General features: G+C 74.0%; 23 protein-coding genes. 15 read left to right on the top strand and 8 right to left on the bottom strand.

Annotated elements, in window-relative coordinates; genetic code table 11:
- Positions 1-107: 107 nt before the first annotated feature.
- Positions 108-707, bottom strand: a complete 600-nt coding sequence (locus IE264_RS11885; RefSeq protein WP_015613039.1) for a helix-turn-helix domain-containing protein — start codon at positions 705-707, stop codon at positions 108-110.
- An 89-nt stretch (positions 708-796) separates the two neighbouring features.
- Complete coding sequence (locus IE264_RS11880) at positions 797-1531, bottom strand: PIG-L deacetylase family protein (protein ID WP_032759172.1); 735 nt, start codon at positions 1529-1531, stop codon at positions 797-799.
- A gap of 152 nt (positions 1532-1683) precedes the next feature.
- Here IE264_RS11880 and IE264_RS11875 point away from each other — a divergent pair, with 152 nt between their 5' ends.
- The gene (locus IE264_RS11875) at positions 1684-2259 is read left to right on the top strand and encodes a rhodanese-like domain-containing protein (protein WP_032759173.1); all 576 of its coding nucleotides are present in this window, start codon (positions 1684-1686) and stop codon (positions 2257-2259) included.
- A 12-nt stretch (positions 2260-2271) separates the two neighbouring features.
- Here the strand turns inward: IE264_RS11875 and IE264_RS11870 are convergent, their stop codons facing one another.
- Positions 2272-3567, bottom strand: coding sequence for an alpha/beta fold hydrolase (locus IE264_RS11870; RefSeq protein WP_032759174.1), 1296 nt, complete (start codon positions 3565-3567; stop codon positions 2272-2274).
- A gap of 127 nt (positions 3568-3694) precedes the next feature.
- Here IE264_RS11870 and IE264_RS11865 point away from each other — a divergent pair, with 127 nt between their 5' ends.
- The gene (locus tag IE264_RS11865) at positions 3695-4858 is read left to right on the top strand and encodes an ABC transporter ATP-binding protein (protein WP_032759175.1); all 1164 of its coding nucleotides are present in this window, start codon (positions 3695-3697) and stop codon (positions 4856-4858) included.
- A gap of 40 nt (positions 4859-4898) precedes the next feature.
- Here IE264_RS11865 and IE264_RS11860 read toward each other — a convergent pair whose 3' ends face one another.
- A complete protein-coding gene (locus tag IE264_RS11860) occupies positions 4899-5102 on the bottom strand; it encodes a hypothetical protein (RefSeq protein ID WP_158706565.1) in 204 nt (67 codons plus the stop codon).
- A 38-nt stretch (positions 5103-5140) separates the two neighbouring features.
- Positions 5141-5356: a DUF2087 domain-containing protein gene (locus IE264_RS11855; protein WP_032759281.1), complete on the bottom strand. Its 216-nt coding sequence runs from the start codon at positions 5354-5356 to the stop codon at positions 5141-5143.
- 309 nt (positions 5357-5665) lie between these two features.
- Between IE264_RS11855 and IE264_RS11850 the strand changes: the two genes are divergently transcribed.
- Complete coding sequence (locus IE264_RS11850; protein ID WP_190167630.1) at positions 5666-6562, top strand: nitroreductase/quinone reductase family protein; 897 nt, start codon at positions 5666-5668, stop codon at positions 6560-6562.
- Positions 6563-6574: 12 nt separating this feature from the next.
- Here the strand turns inward: IE264_RS11850 and IE264_RS11845 are convergent, their stop codons facing one another.
- The 3 genes from IE264_RS11845 to IE264_RS11835 are packed head-to-tail and all read right to left on the bottom strand — an operon-like array spanning position 6575 to position 8891.
- The gene (locus IE264_RS11845) at positions 6575-7543 is read right to left on the bottom strand and encodes an ABC transporter substrate-binding protein (protein ID WP_032759177.1); all 969 of its coding nucleotides are present in this window, start codon (positions 7541-7543) and stop codon (positions 6575-6577) included.
- On the bottom strand, positions 7540-8211 hold the full coding sequence (locus tag IE264_RS11840; RefSeq protein WP_015613030.1) for an ABC transporter permease: 672 nt from the start codon (positions 8209-8211) through the stop codon (positions 7540-7542). The genes IE264_RS11845 and IE264_RS11840 overlap by 4 nt, the downstream gene beginning before the upstream one ends.
- A complete protein-coding gene (locus tag IE264_RS11835) occupies positions 8211-8891 on the bottom strand; it encodes an ABC transporter permease (protein WP_032759179.1) in 681 nt (226 codons plus the stop codon). The genes IE264_RS11840 and IE264_RS11835 overlap by 1 nt, the downstream gene beginning before the upstream one ends.
- Before the next feature lie 245 nt (positions 8892-9136).
- Between IE264_RS11835 and IE264_RS11830 the strand changes: the two genes are divergently transcribed.
- From IE264_RS11830 to IE264_RS11775, 12 genes are all read left to right on the top strand, one after another.
- Positions 9137-9502: a VOC family protein gene (locus IE264_RS11830; RefSeq protein ID WP_015613028.1), complete on the top strand. Its 366-nt coding sequence runs from the start codon at positions 9137-9139 to the stop codon at positions 9500-9502.
- 236 nt (positions 9503-9738) lie between these two features.
- Positions 9739-10953 carry a tetratricopeptide repeat protein gene (locus IE264_RS11825; RefSeq protein ID WP_032759180.1) on the top strand — a complete coding sequence of 405 codons (1215 nt, stop codon included), beginning with the start codon at positions 9739-9741 and terminating at the stop codon, positions 10951-10953.
- Entirely contained in the window at positions 10950-11999 is a 1050-nt protein-coding gene (locus IE264_RS11820; protein WP_032759182.1) for a polyprenyl synthetase family protein, read from the top strand. The genes IE264_RS11825 and IE264_RS11820 overlap by 4 nt, the downstream gene beginning before the upstream one ends.
- A 95-nt stretch (positions 12000-12094) precedes the next feature.
- Positions 12095-12697, top strand: coding sequence for an isochorismatase family protein (locus IE264_RS11815; protein WP_032759183.1), 603 nt, complete (start codon positions 12095-12097; stop codon positions 12695-12697).
- Positions 12698-13023: 326 nt separating this feature from the next.
- Positions 13024-14190: a glycosyltransferase gene (locus IE264_RS11810; protein WP_032759282.1), complete on the top strand. Its 1167-nt coding sequence runs from the start codon at positions 13024-13026 to the stop codon at positions 14188-14190.
- On the top strand, positions 14187-15668 hold the full coding sequence (locus IE264_RS11805; protein ID WP_032759184.1) for a sugar transferase: 1482 nt from the start codon (positions 14187-14189) through the stop codon (positions 15666-15668). The genes IE264_RS11810 and IE264_RS11805 overlap by 4 nt, the downstream gene beginning before the upstream one ends.
- 2 nt (positions 15669-15670) lie before the next feature.
- Positions 15671-17035, top strand: a complete 1365-nt coding sequence (locus tag IE264_RS11800; RefSeq protein WP_015613022.1) for an O-antigen ligase family protein — start codon at positions 15671-15673, stop codon at positions 17033-17035.
- A complete protein-coding gene (gene murJ, locus IE264_RS11795) occupies positions 17032-18777 on the top strand; it encodes a murein biosynthesis integral membrane protein MurJ (protein WP_032759185.1) in 1746 nt (581 codons plus the stop codon). Before IE264_RS11800 ends, murJ begins: the two co-directional genes overlap by 4 nt.
- Complete coding sequence (locus tag IE264_RS11790) at positions 18767-19579, top strand: polysaccharide deacetylase family protein (RefSeq protein ID WP_032759186.1); 813 nt, start codon at positions 18767-18769, stop codon at positions 19577-19579. Before murJ ends, IE264_RS11790 begins: the two co-directional genes overlap by 11 nt.
- On the top strand, positions 19576-20712 hold the full coding sequence (locus IE264_RS11785) for a glycosyltransferase (RefSeq protein WP_032759187.1): 1137 nt from the start codon (positions 19576-19578) through the stop codon (positions 20710-20712). The genes IE264_RS11790 and IE264_RS11785 overlap by 4 nt, the downstream gene beginning before the upstream one ends.
- Positions 20709-21431 carry a YveK family protein gene (locus tag IE264_RS11780; protein ID WP_015613018.1) on the top strand — a complete coding sequence of 241 codons (723 nt, stop codon included), beginning with the start codon at positions 20709-20711 and terminating at the stop codon, positions 21429-21431. Before IE264_RS11785 ends, IE264_RS11780 begins: the two co-directional genes overlap by 4 nt.
- Positions 21428-22576, top strand: a complete 1149-nt coding sequence (locus IE264_RS11775; protein ID WP_032759188.1) for a GNAT family N-acetyltransferase — start codon at positions 21428-21430, stop codon at positions 22574-22576. The genes IE264_RS11780 and IE264_RS11775 overlap by 4 nt, the downstream gene beginning before the upstream one ends.
- The last annotated feature ends 99 nt before the right edge of the window (positions 22577-22675 follow it).

Here is a 22675-nt window from a genome sequence, read left to right as displayed (position 1 = left end):
TGTCGGCAGCAACCGCTGCCGCTGTCGGCATTACCACTGCTCCGGCGCATACTAAGCGGTCGCTTGCCCATCTGGGAACACCCCGGCGGGCCCGTCACGAAGCCCCCTCAGCCCCGCTTCGGCTTCGCCCTCACATGCATGCGCTCGCCCTGCGGGCCGAAGAGACTGAGGAATTCCACCGGCTTGTCCTCCGCCGGACCGAACCAGTGCGGCAGCCGGGTGTCGAACTCGGCGGCCTCCCCCGGCTCCAGCACCAGATCGTGCTCGGCCAGCAGCAGCCGCAGCTTCCCGGAGAGCACGAACAGCCACTCGTACCCCTCGTGGGTGCGCTGCTCCGGCGGCTCGCCGCTGCCCGCCTCCTGCACCATCTTGTACGCCTGGAGCCCGCCGGGACGGGCGGTCAGCGGCAGCATCGTCCGGCCGTGCTGCACGATCGGCTTGGCCCTCACCCGGGGGTCCCCGACGGGCGGGGCGCCCACGAGGTCGTCGAGCGGGACCTCGTGGGCGCGGGCGATCGGGAGCAGCAGCTCCAGGCTGGGGCGGCGGCCGCCGGACTCCAGCCGGGAGAGCGTGGAGACGGAGATTCCGGTGGCGGCGGAGAGCGCCGAGAGGGTGACTCCCCGGTCCTTGCGCAGGCGGCGCAGCCGGGGGCCGACCCCGGTGAGTACGGCGTCGAGTTCCGGATCGTCCCGGTCGTGTTCCTTCATGGGCCCATTGCAGAATCGGCAAGCCGGATTGTCAATACCGCTCCGCTGTCCCCGGTGGTGTCATGGGCCCCCGGTGGTGCCCGGTGGTGTCAGTGGGCGAAGACCTCGAAGGTGACGGCCGGACGCCCGCCGAACCGGTCGGCCTCGGCCCGCACCATGCCTTCCAGGAAGGTCCGGCAGTACGTCTCCGGCTCGTCGTCGCTCAGCGCCTCGATGTACGTGCGGTGCGCGAGGAGGGACTCCACGGACCGCTCGAACCCGGCCGTCGCGTCGACCGCGTGCGTGGGCCGGTCGCTGCCCGCCACGGCGGTCCAGCGCACCCCGTCCCACGGCTCCAGGCCCTGTTCCGTCAGCTCCGGGAAGATCCACCGGTTGCCCGCGTCGGCGACGGCGTCCAGGGTGGCCCGGCCGACCGCCCGGTGGTCGGGGGTGTTCCAGGCGACGCCTCCCCAGGTGTCCCGGTGGTTGAGGGTGACGACCAGCTCCGGGCGGTGGCGGCGGATGGCGGCGGCGATGTCGCGGCGCAGCCCGATGCCGTACTCGATCACCCCGTCACGGTGGTCCAGGAACTCCACCGTGCGGACACCGACGACGGCGGCGCTCGCCCGCTGTTCCCGCTCGCGCACGGGGGCGCACTCCTCGGGCGGCAGGGTGTCGATCCCGGCCTCTCCCCGGCTGGCGAGGAGATAGACGACCTCACGGCCGCCGTCGGTCCAGTCGGCCACGGCGGCGGCCGCGCCGTACTCCAGGTCGTCGGGGTGGGCGACCACGGCCAGGGCGCGGCTCCAGTCGGCGGGCAGGGGTTCGAGCGGCTGCTGCGTCATACCCGCAGGCTACCGACGATCACCGGGGCGGGCCCGTGACCGGCGGATCTCCGGGTAGGCGGGGGGAATGTGAGCCCGCTCCGCGACGCTGGGACACGTGTAGAGTCCCAGCCCTCCCGCGCGCAGCCCCGGTCGACGAAAGGAACCCGCTCGTGACCAGCCCCGCCTCCCTCTCCCCCGCCCAGGCCGCAGCCCGTCTGGAGGAGTTCACCGTGATCGATGTGCGGGCTCCCGGCGAGTACGCCGCAGGCCATGTGCCCGGCGCGCTGAACATCCCGCTCGACAAGCTGCCCGACGCCCTGCCCGCCCTGAAGTCCGCCTCCGCCCGCGGCTCGCTGCTGGTGGTGTGCGCCTCCGGCGTCCGTTCGACCCGGGCCTGCGAGATCCTCGCGGGCGCCGACATCGAGGCCGCCACCCTGACCGGCGGCACGTCCGCCTGGGAGGGCGACGGCCGCGGCCTGGACCGGCCCGAGGGAGCCCGCGCCACCTGGGCCATGGAGCGCCAGGTGCGGCTCGCGGCCGGTTCGCTGGTGGTGGCGGGCCTGGTCGCGGGCATCCGCTTCCCGGCCGCTCGCTGGCTCTCCGCAGGCATCGGCTCGGGCCTGGTCTTCTCGGCCGTCACCAACACCTGCGGCATGGCCGCCGTCCTGTCGAAGCTGCCGTACAACCAGGCCACGCGCTCCGGCACCACGGACCTGGACGCCACGCTGGAGGCGCTCCAGCGCTGACGCCCGTCCCTGTCAGACCTCGTCCCTGACCATCGCCAGCAGCCGGTCCAGGACCCGCGGTCCGCCGGTGCGCACGCCGTCGTGCTCGTACTCGTTCGTCACCCAGGTGCGCAGCCCCCGGATCGCCGCCGCCGTGCGCAGCGAGTGCTCGGTGTCCACGTACATGTCGTCGTGGTAGACGGCGGCCGCGACGGGCACCTGGTTGGCGGCGAGCCGCTCGGGGTCGTACAGCGCGGGCCAGCCGGTGCGCCGGGCGAGCAGCTCGGCGGTCTCGCGCAGCGGGCGCAGCGCCGGGTCGATGTCGAAGTGCCAGGGGTGGATGGTCTCGCCGGTGAAGAGGACCGGCCCGTCGCCGGCCAGGGCCGTAGCCGCGTCGAACTGGGGGAACTCGGCGCGCACCCGCTCGGCCGACCAGTCGGTGGCGCGCTCGCCGTATCCGTAGATCGACTCGTGGATGAGGGCGTAGAGCGGGTGCCCGGCGAACGAGGACGCGGAGCGCAGGGCCTCCTGGAAGGCGTCGGAGAGCTCGGTGCCGTGCGGGGTGCGGACGAACGCGTTCTCCAGCAGGTAGTGGAGCTGGTGGCTGCCGCTGCCGCCGCCCAGCATGCGGCCGAGCGACTGGAAGAGTTCGGGCGTCAGCCGGTACCCGGCGCTCTCGGGACGGTGCTCGGCCAGGTACCCGGCGATCGCGCGGCCCCGCTCGACGTCCTGGGGATAGCGGGCGTAGTGCGCGGCGACCTTCCGCTCGATACGGGGGTACGCGGCCCGGTACACGTCGTCCGCGTGGGCGTCCAGCGAGGGCAGCCCGCCGGTGATGAGGACCGCCGCGAGGCCCTCGGGCGCGGCGGAGAGGTAGCGGACCGCGCAGAACCCGCCGAAGGACTGGCCCAGCACCGTCCAGGGCGCACCGCCGGTGAGCCGGGACCGGATGAGCTCGCAGTCCCGGACGATCGCGTCGGAGCGGAAGTGGGCCAGGTAGTCGGCCTGTTCGCGCGGGCCGCCGCGCAGCGGGAGGGTCTGCCGGTTGGCGGGGGTGGACAGTCCGGTGCCGCGCTGGTCGAGCAGGAGCACCCGGAACTCGCGCAGCGCCCGGCCGAGCCAGGCCTCCGTACCGACGAACCGGCGGGCGCCGAAGCCGGGACCACCCTCCAGATAGACCAGCCAGGGCAGCTCCTCGCCCGCCCGCCCGGCGGCCACGGCCTCGCGCCCGTACAGCTCGATCCGCTCGCCGCCGGGGTCGCTGTGGTCGAGGGGAACGGTGAAACGCCGGTCGGTGAGGACGACACCGGGCTGGTGGTAGCTGTTCACAGGATGCTCCTGGGTCGAGGGTCCGGCCCAGTTCAGCACATGGCTACCGGCGGCCGGCACAGCGGCGGGTGACCCGGACAGTCCCGGTCCGTGTGCGCCGCGCCCGGGGCGCTCCTACTGTGCGGACATGATCCGGTTCGAGCAGGTCGGCAAGGTCTACCCGGACGGTACGAAGGCGGTCGACGGGCTCTCCTTCGAGGTGGCGGAAGGTGAGCTGGTGACCCTGGTCGGGCCCTCCGGCTGCGGCAAGACGACCACGATGATGATGGTGAACCGGCTGATCGAGCCGACGTCGGGCCGGATCCTGGTGGACGGTGAGGACATCGCCGGGATCGACCCGGTGAAGCTGCGCCGCCGGATCGGCTATGTGATCCAGCAGGTCGGCCTCTTCCCGCACCGCACGGTCCTGGACAACACCGCGACCGTCCCCGCGCTGGTCGGCTGGAAGCGCGCGCGGGCCCGGGAGCGGGCGGCGGAGCTGCTGGACCTGGTGGGCCTGGACCCGAAGACGTACGGCTCGCGCTATCCGTCGCAGCTCTCCGGCGGCCAGCGCCAGCGGGTGGGCGTGGCGCGGGCACTCGCCGCGGATCCGCCGGTGCTGCTGATGGACGAGCCGTTCGGGGCGGTGGACCCGGTGGTGCGGGAGCGGCTGCAGAACGAGTTCCTGGCCCTCCAGGAGCGGGTGCGCAAGACGGTCCTCCTGGTCACGCACGACATCGAGGAAGCCGTGCGGATGGGCGACCGGATCGCGGTGTACGGGGAGGGGCGCATCGAGCAGCTGGACACCCCGGCCGCCGTGCTCGGCACCCCGGCGACCCCGTACGTGGCTCAATTCGTCGGCTCGGACCGGGGGCTGAAGCGGCTGTCGGTGACCGCGATCGAGCCGGAGGACCTGGAGGAGCCGCCGGTGGCCCGGCTGGAGGAGCCCGCCCCGGTGGCGGCGGACCGGCTGCAGGCGGCGGGGGCCCGCTGGGCGGTGGTGCTGAACGGCACGGGCGAGCTGCACGGCTGGGTGTCGGCGGATGCGCTGCGGAGCGCCGGGGAGCGGGGGACGGTGGGCGAGCTGGCCCGCCGGATGGAGGCGTGGGTGCCGGTCGGGGCCCCGCTGAAGCAGGCCTTCAGTGAGATGCTCCAGCACGACGCGGGGTGGGTGGCGGTGCTGGACGGGGCCCGGTTCCTCGGGGTCCTGACCCCCGCGAAGCTCCACGAGGCGCTGCGCCGGTCGGTGGACGCGGACGCGCAGGGCGTGGGGCGCGAGGAGGTGGACTTCGACTCGGTGGCGGACGCGTGAGAGGGCCCGGCCGCCGTCGATACGTTCCTTGTACGGTCTGTCAGTTGAGCAGGGCGCGGACGATCGCGCCGAACACCCGGCCTATCGCCCCCAGCGCCCCGGTCTCCACCACGACCTCCACCACGTCGGTACCCGTATCGGCCGCGTCGGCCCCGTGCTTCTTCAGCCGGCACCGGCGGCATACGCCTCGCCGCAGCCGTCCCCGTCGCGTGCATCGCGTGCACGCGTTGCGCAGTATCCCCATGGGTTCAGGATCTCATCCCGGACCGCAGGGGCGGCACGTCACCTCACGCGCCGGTAGCTGCTGCCGTCCCGGGGGCGGACCAGTAGTCCGGCGACGACCAGGTGGCGGCGCAGCGCGGAGCAGTCCTCGTGGACGGTCAGCAGCGCCTCGTTGACCTCCCGCTCGGTGTACGAGCGGCCGCGCGAGAAGAAGGCGGTGACCTGGTCCGTACGGCGAACGGAAGGCTGCGGCGGGAGGGTCTGTTGTTCAGGCATGGGCCCGAGCGTCACAGGCTCCGAACGGGCGGGCAACGCGTTTTCCGCGCGCCGGGCCCGGCCGGCCGCCTCACGTTGACAGCTCCGGGCGTCCTCGTTCTAATGGTCCGCGTGCAGCGTGACGTCGGCCAAAGAGATCTGGGCCGGCCGACGGTCAAGCCGGCACCTTCTTCCAGGGACGACGTGATGAGTTCACTCACCGCCCACCGCATCTGACGCCTCCGCGACCGCGCGTGCCGCCGTTCCGGCCGTACCCGCGCGCCGCGCCGCGCCGTGTCCACACCTTCTTCCGGGAGACCCAGAACACCCATGCCCTCTGCCTTCCAGCAGTCCGTCATCGATGAGTTCCGTGCCAACGCGGGCAAGGTCGGCGGCCCCTTCGCCGGCTCCGACCTCCTCCTGCTGACCACCACCGGCGCCCGCACCGGGCAGCCGCACACCACCCCGCTCGGCCACGTCCGCGACGGCGACCGGCTGCTGGTCGTCGGCTCGAACCTCGGCGCGCCGCACCACCCCGACTGGTACCACAACCTCCTCGCCCACCCCACCGTCCAAGTGGAGCTGGGTGACGAGGGGTTCCAGACCGTCGCCGTACCCGCCGAAGGGCCCCGGCGCGACGAGCTCTTCGCCCGGGTGGTGGCCGAGGCCCCCGGATACGCCGAGTACCAGGCGGCGACCGGCCGGGCACTGCCGGTCGTGGTCCTGGAGCTCCCCGATCCGCAGGCACCGGCCCTCGATGTCACCTCTCTCGCGGACAAGCTCACCGAGGTCCACCCCTGGCTGCGCGGCCAACTGGCCCAAGTGCACGCCGAGACGGAAGCGCACTTCGCCGCCAGGGCCGCCCACCGGGGAGCCGGCGCACCTCCCCCGCCCGGCCTCGGCCTCCAGATCCGGCAGCGCTGCCTGGCGTTCTGCCAGGCGCTGGAGTTCCACCACACGAGCGAGGACGGCCATATGTTCCCGGCGATGGAGGGCTACCACCCCCACCTCCGCCATGTCTTCGACCGGCTCCGGGACGAGCACCGGACCATCGCGGCCGTGCAGTCGGCGCTCGCGGAGCTGCTGGCGGGTGTCGGCATCGCCGAGCCGGACCGGTTCCGCGGAGAACTGTCCCGTATGACGGAGCAGTTGACCGCCCACCTCGACTTCGAGGAGGCCGAGATCCTGCCTCTGCTGGCGGGGGTGCCCTGGCCGCCGAGGCCTTGAGAACCGGAGCGCTCAGCCCTTGGGGATGAGCTTCTTCGACTCCAGGTAGGTGCGCGCGACGTCCTCGGGGAGCCTGCGCCAGCTGTCGACCTGTTCGTTCATGAACGCCAGGTCGGCGGTGGTCAGGACGGTGTTGAGCCGGCCGAGGGCGTCGCGTACCCCGTCGCTTCCGGCTCGGGCCCGGTTGACGACAGGGACCACGTAGTCGGCGTTCTGCAGTTTCTTGTCGTCCGCCAGCAGGACCAGGCCGAACTCGTCGAGCGTGGCGTCGGTGGTGGTGGTCAGGACCATCTGGTCCTGACCGTTCTGGACGGCCTGCTTCGCCTGGGTGGTGCCGACGCCCTTGGGGTCGACGGCGACGATGTCGATGCCGTACGTCTTCTCAAGGCCCGGTGCGCAGTAGGGCCGTTGTACGCATTCGTCGCCCGCCGCGAGCCGTACCGGGAGGTTCGCGCGGCCGAGGTCGCTCAGGGTCCTGAGGTTGTGCTTCTTCGCGTAGGAGGCGGCGACCGCGAAGGCGTTCTGGTCGACGGCCCGCCCGGGGTCGAGCACGGTGAGCCCGCGCGGGGCCGCGAGGGCGCGCAGGGCCTTCATGGTGGCGGCGAGGTCGGGTGATCCGACGGGGGCGGCGTCGGCGCCGTTGGCCTTGGCGTTCAGCCAGTCGGCGAAGGTCGCCGCGTACTCCGGTACGACGTCGATCTGGCCGCTCTCCAGGGCGGGTTCGTAGATCTCCCGGTTGGTCACGGAGATGATGTCGGCGGAGTATCCGGCGCGCTCCAGCAGCAGGGCGTACATCTGGGCCAGCAGATCGCTCTCGGTGAATCCGGCCGAACCGATGGTCAGCTCCTTGCTGTCGCCGGGCGGCGCGGTGACCTCGCCCTGGTTCTCCAGACTGGGGCCGGTGGTGCAGGCGGTGGCAGCGAGCAGGACGAGCCCGGCGAGGGCCCGGCGGGCGCGGATCAAAAGGCTCAGCAGGCTCATGCGGCCTCCCTCCCCCGGCTGGGCGCGATGCGCTGCCCGGCCTCGAAGAGGCTCTCGACGAGGAGCGCGAAGACCGCCACGAGGACGGCTCCGGCCACCACCTGCGGGGTGGAGGCGAGATTGAAGCCCGCGGTGATGATCCGGCCCAGTCCCCCACCGCCGGCCAGGGCGGCGAGGGTGGCCGTGGCGACCAGTTGCACGGCGGCGATCCGGACGCCGGTGAGGATCAGCGGGAGGGCGAGCGGCAGCTCCACGTTCCACAGCATCTGGCGGCCGCTCATGCCCATGCCCCGGGCGGCCCGCACGACGTCCCGGTCCACCTCGCGCATCCCCACGTAGGCGTTGGTGAGCAGCGGCGGCACGGCGAACAGGACGAGCGCGATGATCGTCGACCACTGGCCGTACGTGCCCACGGGGGTGAGCAGCAGCAGGACGAGGACGGCGAAGGTGGGGACGGCCCGGCCGATGTTGGAGATGTTGACGGCGAGCGCACCGCCCTTGCCGAGATGACCGAGGACCAGGGCGACGGGCAGCGCGATCAGGCAGCTGATGAGCAGGCAGACGACGGTGAGATAGAGGTGTTCGCCGAGCCGGTTCCAGATCCCGTCGGGACCGGACCAGTGGGTGGCGGTGGTGAGCCAGGACCAGGTGTCGGAGAGCGTCTTCATCACTGGCCCCCTCTCCGCGTCCAGGGGGTCAGCAGCCGCTGCGCTCCCAGGAGGAGCACATCGGCGGCGACGGCGATGACGACGCAGAGCACGGAGGCGGTCAGCACCTGCGCCTTGAAGTAGGTGTTCATGCCGGAGTAGATGAGGTTGCCGAGTCCTCCGTAGCCCACGATCGCCCCCACGGTGACGAGGGAGACGGCGGAGACGGTGGCGATCCGCAGTCCGGCCATGGCGGCGGGCAGGGCGAGCGGGAGTTCCACGGCGAGCAGCAGGCGTACGGGCCCGTACCCCATGCCGCGCGCGGCCTGCCGGGTCTCCTCGGGGACGGCCCGCAGCCCGGCGAGGATGTTGCGGACCAGCAGGGTCAGTGAGTAGAGGACGAGCCCGGTGACGACGAGCGCGGCGGAGAGTCCGTACACCGGCAGCAGCAGGGAGAACATCGCCAGCGAGGGGATGGTGTAGAGGATCGTCGTCAGCCCCAGCACGGGACCGGCGGCCCAGCGCAGGCGACGGGCGGCGAGGGCCAGCGGGACGGCGAGCGCGAGCCCGATGACCACGGCCAGCGCGGTCAGTTGGAGGTGCTGGAGGGCAGCGTCCCAGAGGATCTCCCGGCGGCTGGAGAGGTAGGCGCCGCAGATCCACTCGTTGCGTGCCAGGCAGTCGTCCGGGGGTGCCGTCACCCGCCCATTCCAGCGCGGCCGGGGGGTCACCGCCCTTCCTGTTGGCCCGTCCGGGGGGTGCCGGCGTACAGGAAGGGGCCCATGGACTGCCGGGTGCCGTCCGCCGGGCACTGAGCAGGCCGGACAGGGCCTGGCGGCCCCGCCGGGCACTGCGCGGGCCCGTCCGCCGCCGTACCGTGGAAGGAGCGTGCGTGCATGTTCCCGCAGCGCGCGTACAGCCCCCGCAGAGACGGCAGGTGCCCGCGATGGCCGGTGAGATCTCCTTCTTCGAGCTCGGGGTGGACGACCCCGAGAAGGCCCGGACGTTCTACGGGGCGCTGTTCGGGTGGAACTTCGAGCCGGGCCCTTCCGGCGAGGGCGGCTACGCGATCGGGACGCCCAGCGGACAGGGGGGTGTCCACGGCGGCGACCCGGGGGCCGGGCCGTACCTCTTCTTCCGGGTCGACGACATGGCCGCAGCGGTGGCGCAGGTACGTGAACTGGGCGGCAGCCTGGAGGGTCCCGACCTCGGCGACGACGAGGAGACCGCCGCCCGGTTCGGACGGTTCCAGCTGTGCCGCGACGACCAGGGCTCCCCCTTCGGCCTGCACGAGCCGCCGGGCGTCCGCTGACAGCAGAGGTCCGGGCTGTCCCCGGATGACGCTCCGGAGAACGTCCTGCGCGGTCCGAGCAACCCTGGGCGCCCCGCTGCCGTCTTGATCACCGACAGAACGGTTCGCCGCCCGAGAGGGGCGGCGTCCGCCCCCACCTGTACCGGGCTCGGAGAACCGGCCAACTATGCACCCTATGTATACACATAGAGCATAGTGGACACCGGACCGGCCCGGGCACCGCGCGGAAGGCTCCCATGCAGACCAAGGCACTGGCGCCCGAGTACCAGGGCGCGCTCACCAAGATGTCGGTGAACGCCTCTCTGACCGACGTACTGGCCGAAGGCGTACGGCATCTGAAACAGGCCGAACTCTCCGGCTCCCAGGAGGAGGTGGCGCGGAGCGGGCTCGCCGTGGCCGAGGCACACCGCCGGCTGGGCCAGGTCGAGGAGGCCGACCGGGCCTGGAAGGCCAGTTACCGGGCCGCGCGCTCGGCCGGGGCGACGGGGGCGATGGCCTGGGCGCTGTGGAGCGGGGGGACGCTGGCGCGTCAACGGGGTTCGCTGCGCCTCGCGTTCCGGCTGCTGGGGCTCGCCGCCGAGCTGGGCAAGCGCGGCGGGGACGTGGTCGCGCGTGGCTACTCGCTCGCCGGACTGGCCGAGACCGGGCGCATCCAGGGCGACTACGCCACGGTCGCGACCCTCCATGAGCAGCTGCTCGCCGAGGCCCGCGCCCGGGGCGAGGCGCGCCACACGGTGTGGGCGCTGGAGGGCATCGCGCAGATCCACCGCAACACCGGGCAGCTCGACTCGGCCCTGGAGATGTTCGAGGAGGCGGCCGTCCTCGCGGGCGACGCCGACGACCGGCGCGGCCGGGCCTGGGCCCTGCGCGGCATCGCTGACATCGTTTCCCTCCGGGACGGGGCGACGGAGCGCGCGCTCGGCCTGCTCGCCGAGGCCGAGGTCACCTGCCGGGAGATGAAGCTCTCCAGCGCCCTGGCCTACAACCACAAGATGCGCGCCAACGTGCTCTTCCGCGCCGGGCGGTACGAGGAGGCCCGCGAGGTCTACGAGCAGGCGCTCACGGAGTTCCGCGCGATGACCGAACCCCGGGGCGAGGCGCTGGCGGCCCTGGGCCTGGTCAAGGCGCGCGCCCGGCTCGGCCGGGACCGCGCGGCCACGGCCGCGGACCTGGACGAGCTGCGGGGCAGGCTGAGCCGGATCGGGCTGCTCAACGCCCGGGAGATGGTGGAGCGGGCGTACGCGGAGCTCGGTGTGGAGCCGGCCGCGGAGCACGAGGGGGCCGGCGGGCGCGGCGAGGGTCTGTCCGCAACCGACGGGGCCGCCGGAGAACCCGCCGCCTCGCAGCGGCGAACGGCGGAGCCCACCGAAGAACCGGCAGCCGCGCGGCTGCGAGCCGCCGGGCCCGGCACCGGTTCCGCCGCCCCGCACGAGGAGGCCCGGGTCCGATGACGCTGTCCACGACCCGGCAGGCGCCCGCACCGGAGATACTGGACCGGTGCCGCGAGCTCGTCCGGCCCGCGCTGGTGGAGTCGGTGCGCCGCCTCCACCCCTGGCACGCCGAGACGGCCGCCTTCTCGCTCGGCTGGAGCGGGGTCGACGGCGACCCGGTCCCCGGCTCGCAGGGCAAGGGGGTCCGCCAGGCGCTCGCGGTGCTCGGCGCGGAGGCCGCCGGGGGCAGCGGCCGGGACGGCGTGACCGGCGCGGTCGCCGTCGAGCTGATCCACACCTTCTCCCTCATCCACGACGACATCATGGACGGCGACGAGACCCGGCGCCGCCGCCCGACCGTATGGAAGGCGTACGGCACCGGGCCCGCGGTCCTGGCCGGGGACGCGCTGTTCGCGCTGGCCGTCCGGACCCTGACGGAGGTCCCCGGGCCGACGGGCACGGCCGCGGTGCGCCATCTCTCGGGGGCGCTGGGCGACCTGGTGCACGGTCAGGCGCAGGACCTGCTCTTCGAGTCCCGGCCGTGGACGGGGAGCGAGGCGGTCCTGCCGCACGAGTACCGGGCGATGGCCACGCACAAGACGGGGTCGCTGCTCGGCTGCGCCGCCGCTCTGGGCGCGGTGCTGGCCGGGGCTCCGGCGCCCGTCGCCGATGCGCTGGACCGGGCGGGACGGCACCTGGGCGTGGCGTTCCAGGCGGTGGACGACCTGCTGGGGATCTGGGGCGATCCGCAGATCACGGGGAAGCCGGTGCACAGCGATCTGCGGCGGCTCAAGAAGACCTTCCCGGTCCTCGCGGCCCTGGCGTCCGAGCACCCGGCGGCCCGGCGGCTGGAGGCCCTCCTCACCGGCCCCGGACCGCTCGACGGGGCGGGGGTGCGCCGGGCGGCCGAGCTGGTGGACGAGGCGGGTGGGCGCCGGGCCGCGGTCACCGAGGCCCGGGACCAGCTGCGGGCCGCCCGCACCTGCCTGGACGGGGTGGAGCTCGCCGAGGGCGCGCGCGGGGACCTGCTCACCCTGATCCCCTTCCTCATCGACCGAACGGGCTGACCCGGGGCCGGCGGCCTTCGAAGGGCCGCCGACTGCGAGGATGGGCACCCCGGGCCGCAACCCCGCGGCCGCGGCGAACGAAGGCCGGAGCCGGAATGAACCCCCTTCCCGCGCCCGTACAGGCGCTGCTCGTCGTGGACCTCCAGTCGGCGTTCGTCGCGGGCGGGAACCCGGTGCCCGACGCGCCCCGGCTGCTGGACCGGGTGGGCGGCCTCCTCCGCCGGGCCCGGGCGGCCGGGGCGCTCGTCGTCCACCTGCAGAACGACGGGCCCGCCGGGGAGCCCGACGAACCGCACACCCCCGGGTGGGAGTTGCACCTGCCGGTCCACGGCGGCCCGGCGGAGACCGTGATCCGCAAGACCGAGGACGACGGCTTCGAGGGCACCACCCTGGAGGACGCACTGACGGCCGCGGGGGCCCGGTCGCTCGCCGTGTGCGGGGTGATGTCGGAGATGTGCGTCCTGGCCACCGCCCGCCGGGCCCTGGCGCTGGACTACCGGGTCGTACTGCCGCACGACGCCCACGCCACGTACGACATCCCCGCTGCCCCGGGAATCAGCGAGGCCGTTCCGGCGGCGATGGCGTCCCGGGTCGCCGAATGGGCCCTCGGCGACGAGGTGGAGGTCATCGCCCACGCCACGGACATCACCTTCGCGGGCACCCGTGTGGAGCCCTTTGCCGACAATAGAACTGCGTGACCGTCAGACACATGGCGCTGCCACGTACTGTGGCGAACGGCCGCCCACAAGATGCGGCGAACAGGGTGACACCTGACCGGAGCAATTCTGCCGCCGCGCCCCGGAATTCCCCTGCGGCCGCTTCCCGCACCCCCTTTCGCCGCCTGATTCCGACGCCTCCGTAAGGACACGGAACGGCCGCGCGTACCACCTGATCAGCGGCATCGTGCGAGTAATCCCCAGGTGGTCGTATGAGCGAGTCACGCGCACGATTTCGCCACATGTCTGCCAAAGTGCACTTCGGCTTTACTCACCGGATTGAGCGAAGAGAGCCGTACGTGCTGAACATGCGTCGTACTGAAGAAAGACAATTGACGGTCCTTCATTTGGTTCAGCCCGTGGACGGCGGAGTGGCCCGGGTCGTCACCGATCTCGTCAGGGCCCAGGCCGGCGCCGGGCTGCGGCCCGTGGTGGCCTGTCCGCCCGGGAGCCCGCTGGCCCTCGGGGCGGCCGCCGCCGGGGCTCAGGTCCGGGACTGGTCCGCCACCCGGGCCCCCGGCCCACGGCTGGCCGGTGAGGTCGCGGCCGCGCGGCGGATCGTCCGCGACTGCCGCCCGCACGTGGTGCACGCGCACAGCGCCAAGGCCGGTCTCGCGGGACGGATCGCGGTACGCGGCCGGGTGCCGACGGTCTTCCAGCCGCACGCCTGGTCCTTCGAGGCCGTGGCCGGCCGTACCGCCGAACTGGCCCTGGGCTGGGAGCGGTTCGGGGCACGCTGGGCCGATCACATCCTGTGTGTCAGCGAGTCCGAGCGGCGCACCGGCCAGGAGGCCGGCATCACCGCCCGCTGGTCGGTGATCCACAACGGCATCGACCTCGACCGCTTCCGCCCCGGCGGGCACGCCGACCGCGCCGCGGCCCGGGCCGCGCTGCCGCTGCTGGACGGGGTGGATGCGCAGGCCCCCCTCGTCGTCTGCGTCGGCCGTCTGACCCGGCAGAAGGGCCAGGACGTCCTGCTCGACGCCTGGCGCCGGATGCGGGTACCGGGAGCGCGCCTGGTCCTGGTCGGCGACGGACCCGACCGCGCCGGCCTGGAGGACGCGGCCCCGGCCGGTGTCCTGTTCACCGGGGCGAGCGCCGACGTACGGCCGTGGATCCACGCGGCGGACGTCGTCGTCCTGCCGTCCCGCTGGGAAGGCATGGCGCTGGCCCCGCTGGAGGCGATGGCCTGCGGCCGGGCCGTGGTGATGAGCGATGTGAGCGGGGCGCGGGAGAGCGTGGCGCCGGGCGACGAGGACCACCTCCTCGTACCGCCCGAGGACCCCGCGGCGCTGGCGGCATCGCTCACCGCGCTGCTCACCGATCCCGGGCTGCGCGAGGCGGTGTCCCGCCGGGCCCTGCGCCATGCCCGGGCGGCGTTCGACGTCCGACGGACCGCGGGGGCGGTTGCCGGTCTCTACCAGGAACTTGTCTCCCTGTCCGGCCCCACGATGAGGAAGCGCACCGAGCGATGACGATGGAGAGTGCACCGGTTCCCGGCGCCGGACAGGCAACAGCCGTACAGGCCCACACGGTCCATCCGCCGCGAAGAAGCGACGGCGGTACGCGGGAGCTCGGCGGTGGGCGCAACACCGTGCGCCTCGGGCCCGCCGCGCAGCTGCTGGGCGCCGACGCGGCGGCGCTGGCCGTCACGTTCGCCCTGTGCACCCCGGCCGGCTGGCCCTGGACCGTGGTCGCCGCGCAGGCGGTGGTCCAGGTGCTGCTCCACGCCTACCGGGGGCTCTACCGGATCGGCCTCTCCCCCTCGGTGCTCTCCGAAGTGCCCGCGCTCCTGGGCCTCGCGCTGCTCCAGTGGTACGTGACCATGGAGGTCGTCGCGGTCCGGGCGCCGCACCACGAGATCGGCTGGGCGGTGCTGGCGTACGCGGCGGCCGCGCAGACCGTGCTGTGCGCCGCCGGGCGCGCGGTGGTGCACCGGATCCGGCACCGGGCGGCGCTCCGCAACCCGCTGTCGACGCTGGTCGTGGGCCAGGGCCCGGTCGCCCGGCAGGTGACGGCGGCGCTCTACGGCCACCCCGAGTACGGGCTGCGCCCGGTGGGCCGGGTCGCCGCCTCCGCCGCACAGGACGAGGAGCCCCCGGCGCGGCCGGACGGTGTACCGCTGCCGGTCCTGGTCACCCCGCAGGAGGTGGGGAGGGCCGTCGTGCAGAACAGCGTGCGGCACGCCGTGTTCACCGCCCCGCCCGAGGCCACCCCCGACGGCGCCGCCCTGTTCGCCCTGCTCACCGGGCACGGCTGCCGGGTGTGGCTGGTCACCGGCGACACCGCTGTCGCCACCCGTCCCGCCGGGAGCCGCCCCGACCACCTGTGGGGGTTCGCCGCCCACCCGCTCCAGGACGGCACGCACCGGCCCGTGAGCCACGCGGCGAAGCGGGCGATGGACGCACTCCTCGCGGGGGCCGGCCTGGTGCTGGTGGCGCCGCTGATGGCTGGGTGCGCGCTGGCGGTGCGGCTCTCGGACGGTCCGGGCGTCATCTTCCGGCAGGAGCGGGTGGGACGGCACGGCCGCCCGTTCGTCCTGCTGAAGTTCCGTACGCTGCGGCCCGCCGACGCCAAGGAGTCGGCGACGCGCTGGAACGTGGCCTCGGACGGGCGGATGAGCCGCGTCGGCCGACTGCTGCGCCGCAGCTCGCTGGACGAGCTGCCGCAGCTGTGGAACGTCCTGCGCGGCGACATGAGCCTGGTCGGGCCCCGGCCCGAACGCCCCTTCTTCGTAGCGCAGTTCAGCCGTACCCACCCCGGTTACCAGGACCGCCACCGGATGCCGGTGGGCATCACGGGGCTGGCGCAGGTGAACGGGTTGCGCGGTGACACCTCGATCGAGGAGCGGGCCCGGTTCGACAACCGCTACATCGAGACCTGGTCCCTGTGGCAGGACGCGTGCGTGCTGGCGCGGACCGTGGGCTCCTTCTTCCGGCTCGGGGGCAGCTGACCATGGCCACCACGCTGACCGCCCCCGCGCCCGGGGCCCCGGCCCGTACCGTTGCCCGCCCGTCCCCGGGCGGGTGGCGGAGCCGGTGGCCGCTGCTCCCCCTGATCGCGACCGTGCTGCTGCCCGCCCTGCCGTACGGCATGGGCGAGGGCGGCGGCCCGGCGGTGGGACCGGCCGATGTCGCCTCCGGTATCGCGGTGCTGGTCTGTGCGGGGCGGCTGCTGTACCTCCGCCGGCGTCCGCTCGGCGCGGTCGCCGCCCTGGTGCTGGGGCTGCCCGCCGTGGGCTTCGCCGTGGCGACGGTGACGGCGGCCGACCCGGCCGCCGCGCTGCCGGGCCTGGTCCGCTACCTCCAGGTCTTCGTCCTCGTCCCGGCCGCCGTCCACCTCCTGCTCAGGGATGTCCACGGCTTCCGGATCGTCGCCGGGGCGCTGGTCGTCCTGGCCGCCGTCCAGGGCGTCGTGGGGGTCCACCAGTACGTCACCGGGACCGGCGCCTCGTACATGGGCGAGGAGGTCCGGGCGGTCGGCACGTTCGGGCCCAGCGACATCATGGGGATGGCCACGGTCGTCGCCTACGGACTGCTGGCCGCCGCCGCGTGTGCGCTGCGGACCCCGCGCAACGCCCCGGCCTGGCTGCGTCCGTGCGCCGCCGTCGTCGCCGTCGCGCTGATCGTGCCGCTCGCGCTCTCCTTCAGCCGGGGTGTGTGGATCGCCACCGCCGCCGCCTTCCTCGTCGTCCTGGCCCTGACCGGCCGCAGGCAGGCGCTGACCTCGCTGGCGGTGCTCGGCGCCAGTACGGTGGTGCTGGTCGGCGGGTTCGGCATCGGCTCGGAGATGATCGCGGAACGGGCCGCCAGCGTGACGCAGGTGACCCGGGCGCCCGACCGCTCGGTGAGCGACCGGTACGCGATGTGGAGCGCGGCGGGCGGTATGTGGCGCGAGCAGCCCCTGACCGGTGTCGGCCTCAAGGGGTTCCCCGCGCACCGCGACACCCACGCCTCGATCGGCCTCTCCTCCGGCAGCGACACGGCGGGGGCGGGCCAGGCGTTCCGCCGGCAGGCGCTGCTCTCGCCGCACAACATGTATCTGCTCGTCCTCAGCGAGCAGGGCCTCATCGGTCTGACCGCGATCGTCGGGAGCTGGGCGGCGATCCTGCTCGGCGCCGTACGCCGACTGGTACGGGCCCGCTCGCGCGGCCATGCGGCCGTCGACTGCGGGCTGGTGGCGGTCGCCCTGATGACCTGGCAGAGCGTCAACTTCCTGTACTCCGACATCGGCGGGCCCACGACCGTGCTGAGCGGCGTGGTCCTGGGGCTGGCCGCCTGGTGGGCGCTGGCCGAGCCGGAGAAGGCGGGCACCGCGTGAGCGACACCGGTACGGGGACGGAGGCGGAGGCCCTCCCCCGCGAGGAGGCCGCCGCTCCCCTGCTCCCGGGGCCCGGGCAGCCTCCCGGTTCCGGCCCCGGGGCGACCGCGGCCGTCGGCACCCCGCCGGAGCCCGCGGGCAGCGGCGAGCCTCCCGGCCTGGGGTCCTTCCTCGCCCGCGCGGCCGCGGCCACGGCGGTGCTGACCGTGCTGGGAGCCGTACTCGGCCTGGTGCGGGACCAGGCGATCGCCCGGTACTTCGGCGCGAGCGACGCCAGCGACGCGTTCCTGATCGCCTGGACCGTGCCGGAGATGGCGGCCACCCTGCTGATCGAGGACGGGATGGCGCTGCTCCTCGTCCCGGCGTTCAGCCTCGCCCTCACCCGCCGCGCGGACGCCGAGGCCGCGAAGGGCGCCGAGGCCGCCGGGGGGCCGGTCCCCGACCCCGTACGGGAGCTGGTGGCGGCCACCCTGCCCCGGCTCTGCGTCGGGCTCATGGCCGGTGCGGCGCTGCTGATGGCGGGCGCCCCGTGGGTCGTCGGCGTCCTCGCACCCGGGCTGGCCGATCCGGCCCTCGCGGTGGACTGCACCCGGCTGACCGCCGTCACCGTGCTGACCTTCGGCATCACCGGCTACTTCAGCGCCGCCCTGCGCGCCCACCGCAGCTTCCTGCCGCCCGCCGGGGTCTACGTCGCGTACAACATCGGCATCATCGGCATGACGCTGGCGCTGCACTCGGTGTGGGGCGTGCGCGCGGCCGCCGCGGGCGTCGCCGTCGGCAGCCTGCTGATGATCCTCACCCAGCTCCCCACCTTCCTGCGGCTGCTGCCCCTGGCGCGCCCCCGCTTCCGGCGGCTCGGGAAGCGTGTCCCGCGCACCGCTCCCCTGCTGGGGGTGGCGGTCCTCGCCCCGGTCGTGCTGTTCGTGGTGAGCCGTCAGTCGCAGGTGCTGGTGGAGCGGTTCCTGGCCTCCACGCTCCCGGCGGGCGCCATCTCGCATCTGAACTACGCGCAGAAGGTCGCGCAGATGCCGATGGTGCTCTCGCTGATGATCTGCACGGTGACGTTCCCCGTCGTCGCGCGGGCGATGGCCGACGGGAACCATGTGAAGGCCCGGCAGCGGGTCGAGCGGGATCTCGCGCTGGCGGGGATGGTGGTGCTGCTCGGTACGGCGGTGGTGCTCGGTTACGCGCCCCAGATCATCGAAGTCCTCTTCCAGCGCGGCGCGTTCGACACCGCCGACACCGCCGCCACCGCGCAGGTGATGCGGGTCTACGCGGCGGGGCTGCTCGGCCACTGCCTCGTCGGCGCCCTGAGCCGGCCGTTCTTCTCGTCCGGGCGGCCCACCTGGTTCCCGGCGTTCGCGATGGGCACCGGACTCCTCGTCACGACGGGCGCCGGGTACGCGCTCACGTACCGCTTCGGGGTCGACGGCATCGCCACGGCCAACGCGATCGGGATCAGCACGACCGCGCTGCTCCTGCTGATGGGGCTGGGCACCCGGGTGGTCCCGATCCGGGCCCGGGCGGTCGCCGTCTCGCTCGGGCGCCTCGCGGGAGCCGCGCTGGTGGCCGGGGCCGCCGGCTGGGCGGCCGCCCCCCTCCTCCCCGACGCCGTGCTGAGTCTGGCCGCCGGATGTGTCCTGGTCCCCGCCGCCTTCTTCCTGACCGGGCTGGCCCTGCGCTCGCCCGAGGTCGTCTCCCTGCTGGCACTCATCCGACGGAGGTTCACTGATGGCCGCTGATCCCTCGGCACAACGCCCCGGCACTCCCCCGCCCCGGCTCCGCCCGCACACCCGCCGTCAGCCGTGGATCCTCACCTACCACTCGGTGACCGACACCGGTGACGACCCGTACGGCATCACGGTCTCCCCCCGGCGGCTCGGCGAGCAGTTGTCGTGGCTGCGCGGCAGGGGGCTGCGGGGGGTGGGGGTCTCGGAGCTGATGCGGGCCCATGCGGCGGGCAGGCGCGGGCTGGTCGGGCTGACCTTCGACGACGGCTACGCGGACTTCCTCCAGGAGGCGCTGCCGGTGCTGCGGGTCCACGGCTGCACCGCGACGGTCTTCGTCCTGCCGGGACGGCCGGGGGGTGTCAACGAGTGGGACCCGCTGGGTCCGCGCAAGCCGCTGCTCACCCTCGACGAGATCCGGCGGGTCGCCGGGGCGGGTATGGAGGTCGGCTCGCACGGTCTGCTGCACCAGGACCTCACCGAGCTGTCGGACGAGGAGCTCCGCCACGAGACGGTCCGCAGCCGGGAGTTGATCGGTGAGCTCACCGGCGTACTCCCGGAGGGCTTCTGCTATCCGTACGGGACGTTCGACCGGCGGGTGAGCGCCGCCGTCGGCTCCGCCGGTTACGGATACGGCTGCGCGCTGGCACCCGGGCCGCTGATCAGCCGGTTCGCGCTCCCCCGCACCCATGTCAGCCAGGCGGACCGGGGCGTGCGGCTCTGGGCGAAGGACCTGCGGCACGGGCTGCGCCACGGGGCGGTCCCCGGCGCGGGCTCCCGGGCCGCGTCCCCGGCGCGGGCGGGCGGCCCCCGGTGAGGGCGCTGCACGTCATCACCGGGCTCGGGGTAGGCGGCGCCGAGCAGCAGTTGCGGCTGCTGCTGCGTCATCTGCCGGTGGAGTGCGACGTGGTCACGCTCACCAACCCGGGTCCGGTGGCGGACGGGCTGCGGGCCGACGGCGTCCGGGTCGTCCACCTCGGGATGCGCGGCAACCGGGACCTGTCGGCCGTCGGACGGCTGACCCGGCTGATCCGCGACGGCCGCTACGACCTGGTCCACACGCACCTCTACCGGGCCTGTGTGTACGGGAGGATCGCGGCGCGCCTCGCGGGCGTCCGGGCGGCCGTGGCGACCGAACACTCCCTGGGGCGCGCCGAGATCGAGGGCCGTCCGCTGACCCGGGGGATCCGTGCCCTCTACCTCTCCACCGAACGGCTCGGCGCGGCCACCGTCGCCGTCTCCTCCACCGTCGCCGGGCGGCTGCGGGACTGGGGGGTGCCCGCCGACCGGATCCGGCTGGTGCCCAACGGCATCGACGCGGACCTCTACCGCTTCGACCCGGACCGGCGGCTCGCCGTCCGGGCGGCACTGGGCATCCCCGACGACGCGTTCGTGGTCGGCGGCGTGGGCCGGCTGGTGCCCGGCAAGCGTTTCGACGTGGCGGTACGGGCGGTCGCCGCACTGCCTGGGGCCCGGCTGCTGCTGGCCGGTGACGGGCCGGAGGCGGGGGCGCTGCGGGCCCTGGCGGCCCGGCTCGGGGCGGCGGACCGGATCCGGCTCCTCGGGGAGTGCGGTTCCGGCGCGGGCGGCCCGGTCCCCGGTGTCCCGGCCCTGCTCAGCGCGGTCGACACCTTCGTGTCGACGTCCCGCGAGGAGTCCTTCGGTCTGGCGGCGGTGGAGGCGCTCGCCGCCGGACTGCCCGTGCTCCACGACGCCTGCCCGGCCATCGACGACCTGTCGGCTGCCCACGCCCCGGGCGCCACCCGGATCGCCGGGAGCCCCGACGAGCTGACCGCCGTGCTGCGGCAGCGGATACAGGCCTGCCCCGACCGCAGGCCGCCGCCCCGGGCCGTCGGCCACTACGACATCCGGCGCAGCAGCGAGCGCCTGATGGATGTGTACGCGTACGCCCTCGACACCGCCCCACCGAACCGGAGAGCCCTTTCATGACCGAGTCTCCCGAGCAGCAGCGATCCGTCGTCCTGCGGCGCCGGCTGCGTACCTCCCCCGCCCGGCTGCGCACCGCCCTCACCAGAATGCCCCCGTGGTGGCCCCTGCCCGTCTGTGTGCTGCTCGGCACCGCGTCGGGGCTCTCCTACGGGCTCCTCGCGTCCCCCCAGTACGAGGCCACCAGCTACGCCATGGCCGTCGCCGAGGAGGAGACGGATCCCTCGGCCGCGCTCGGCTACGCGCAGTCCTACGGGCGTCTCGTCACCAGCGACGCGACCCTCTCCTACGCCCAGGGCGCGGCCGGTGAGCCGGTGCGCGCACTGCGCACCCAGGTGCGGTCGGAGACCTCCCCCGACTCGCCGATGATCGCGGTGACGGGCACCTCCGACGACGCGGGCAGGGCGGCCGACATCGCCAACGCGGTCATCGAGGCCGTGATCGTGAGCAGCGGCCATGTCTCCAAGGACACCGGGGTGAAGCTGATCAAGTTCACCCATGCGATGAAGCCGGACCAGCCGGTCTCGCCGTCGGTGCCGCTGGGCACCGCCGTGGGGACGGCCGCGGGCGGTCTGCTGGGCGGCCTCGTCCTGCTGGTGCGCCCCCGCCGCACCGGCTGGAGCGTCTCCGCCCAGGTGCCCGGACCGGCCGCCGCCGAGGTGCCGGGCCCGGCCGCCGCCGAGGACAACACCACCGCCGACGAACGGGAGCTCGTGCGATGACGGCCGACCGGGCGGGCAGCCTCACCGTGACGCTCTGCCGCGACTTCGGGGAGTTCGGCGCACTCGCCGGGGAGTGGGACGCGCTGCACCGGCGCTGCGCCACCGCCACCCCGTTCCAGAGTCACGCGTGGCTCCATTCCTGGTGGATCTCCTACGGTCAGGAGGGGAGACTGCGGGTCCTTCTGGTCCGGCGTTCGGGGCGGCTGATCGGGGCGGCCCCGCTGATGCTCGTCCACCGTCCGATGCCGCTGCTCGTGCCGATGGGCGGGGCGATCTCCGACTTCTTCGACATCCTGCTGGACGAGGAGGAGGCCGGTTACGCGGTCGGGGCGCTCCAGCGCGGTCTGGACCGGGCCGCCCGGCACTGTGTGGTCGATCTGCGGGAGGTCCGACCGGACGCGTCGGCCCAGTTGCTGTTCGGCCGGTGGCCCGGCGCCCGGAGCCGGCTCACGGACTCGACATGCATGGAGCTGCCCGCGCAGCCCCTCGACGGCCTGGTGGCGCGGCTCACCGGCTCGCGGGGCCAGCGGCTGCGGGCCAAGCTGCGCAGGGTCGAGGCCCTGGGTGTGGAGGCCCGCAAGATCCCGCAGGACGGGGTGCCCGCGGCCATCGGCACCCTGCTGCGGCTCCACGAACTCCAGTGGCGCGACCGGGGGGTCAACCCCGAACACCTGCGGGCCAGGTTCTCGGACCACCTGGTCCGGTCGGTGAGCCGGATGGTGGGGGACGGCACGGCCGCCGTCACCGAGTTCCGGCTGGGCGGAGAGGTCGTGGCGGCCAACCTCTCGCTGCAGTCCGGGCAGCTGGCGGGCGGCTATCTGTACGGGGCGGACCCGGGGCTGCGGGAGCGGAAGGTCGATGTGTCGACCATGCTGCTGCGCGAGGTGGCCCAGCAGGCGTCGGACACCGGCCGGGAGGTGCTGAGCCTGCTGCGCGGCGCCGAGCAGTACAAGAACCACTGGCAGCCGGTCACGGTGGTCAATCAGCGGCTGCTGCTGGCCCGCCCGGGTCTGGAGCCGCTGCTGCGGCTGCGCGAGTCGCAGGTGGCGGTACGGGAGCGGGCCGTGGAGACCGTGAAGGCCCGGTTCCCCGCCGCGCGGGACTGGCACGAGCGGCTTACCACGCTTCCGGTCATCGGGCGGTGAGGCGGGCGGCGACAGGCCGTAGGACAACACCGGAGATATCGCCCGGGTGTTGATCCGTTACCGCTCGGCGTCCCACGCGTTGTCAGGGCATGCGGGCCT

The sequence above is a fragment of the Streptomyces microflavus genome (assembly GCF_014650075.1).
GTDB classification, from domain to species: Bacteria; Actinomycetota; Actinomycetes; order Streptomycetales; family Streptomycetaceae; genus Streptomyces; species Streptomyces microflavus.
The sequence above is the reverse complement of the archived record's forward strand: the minus strand, read 5'-3'. Positions and strand labels throughout refer to the sequence as shown.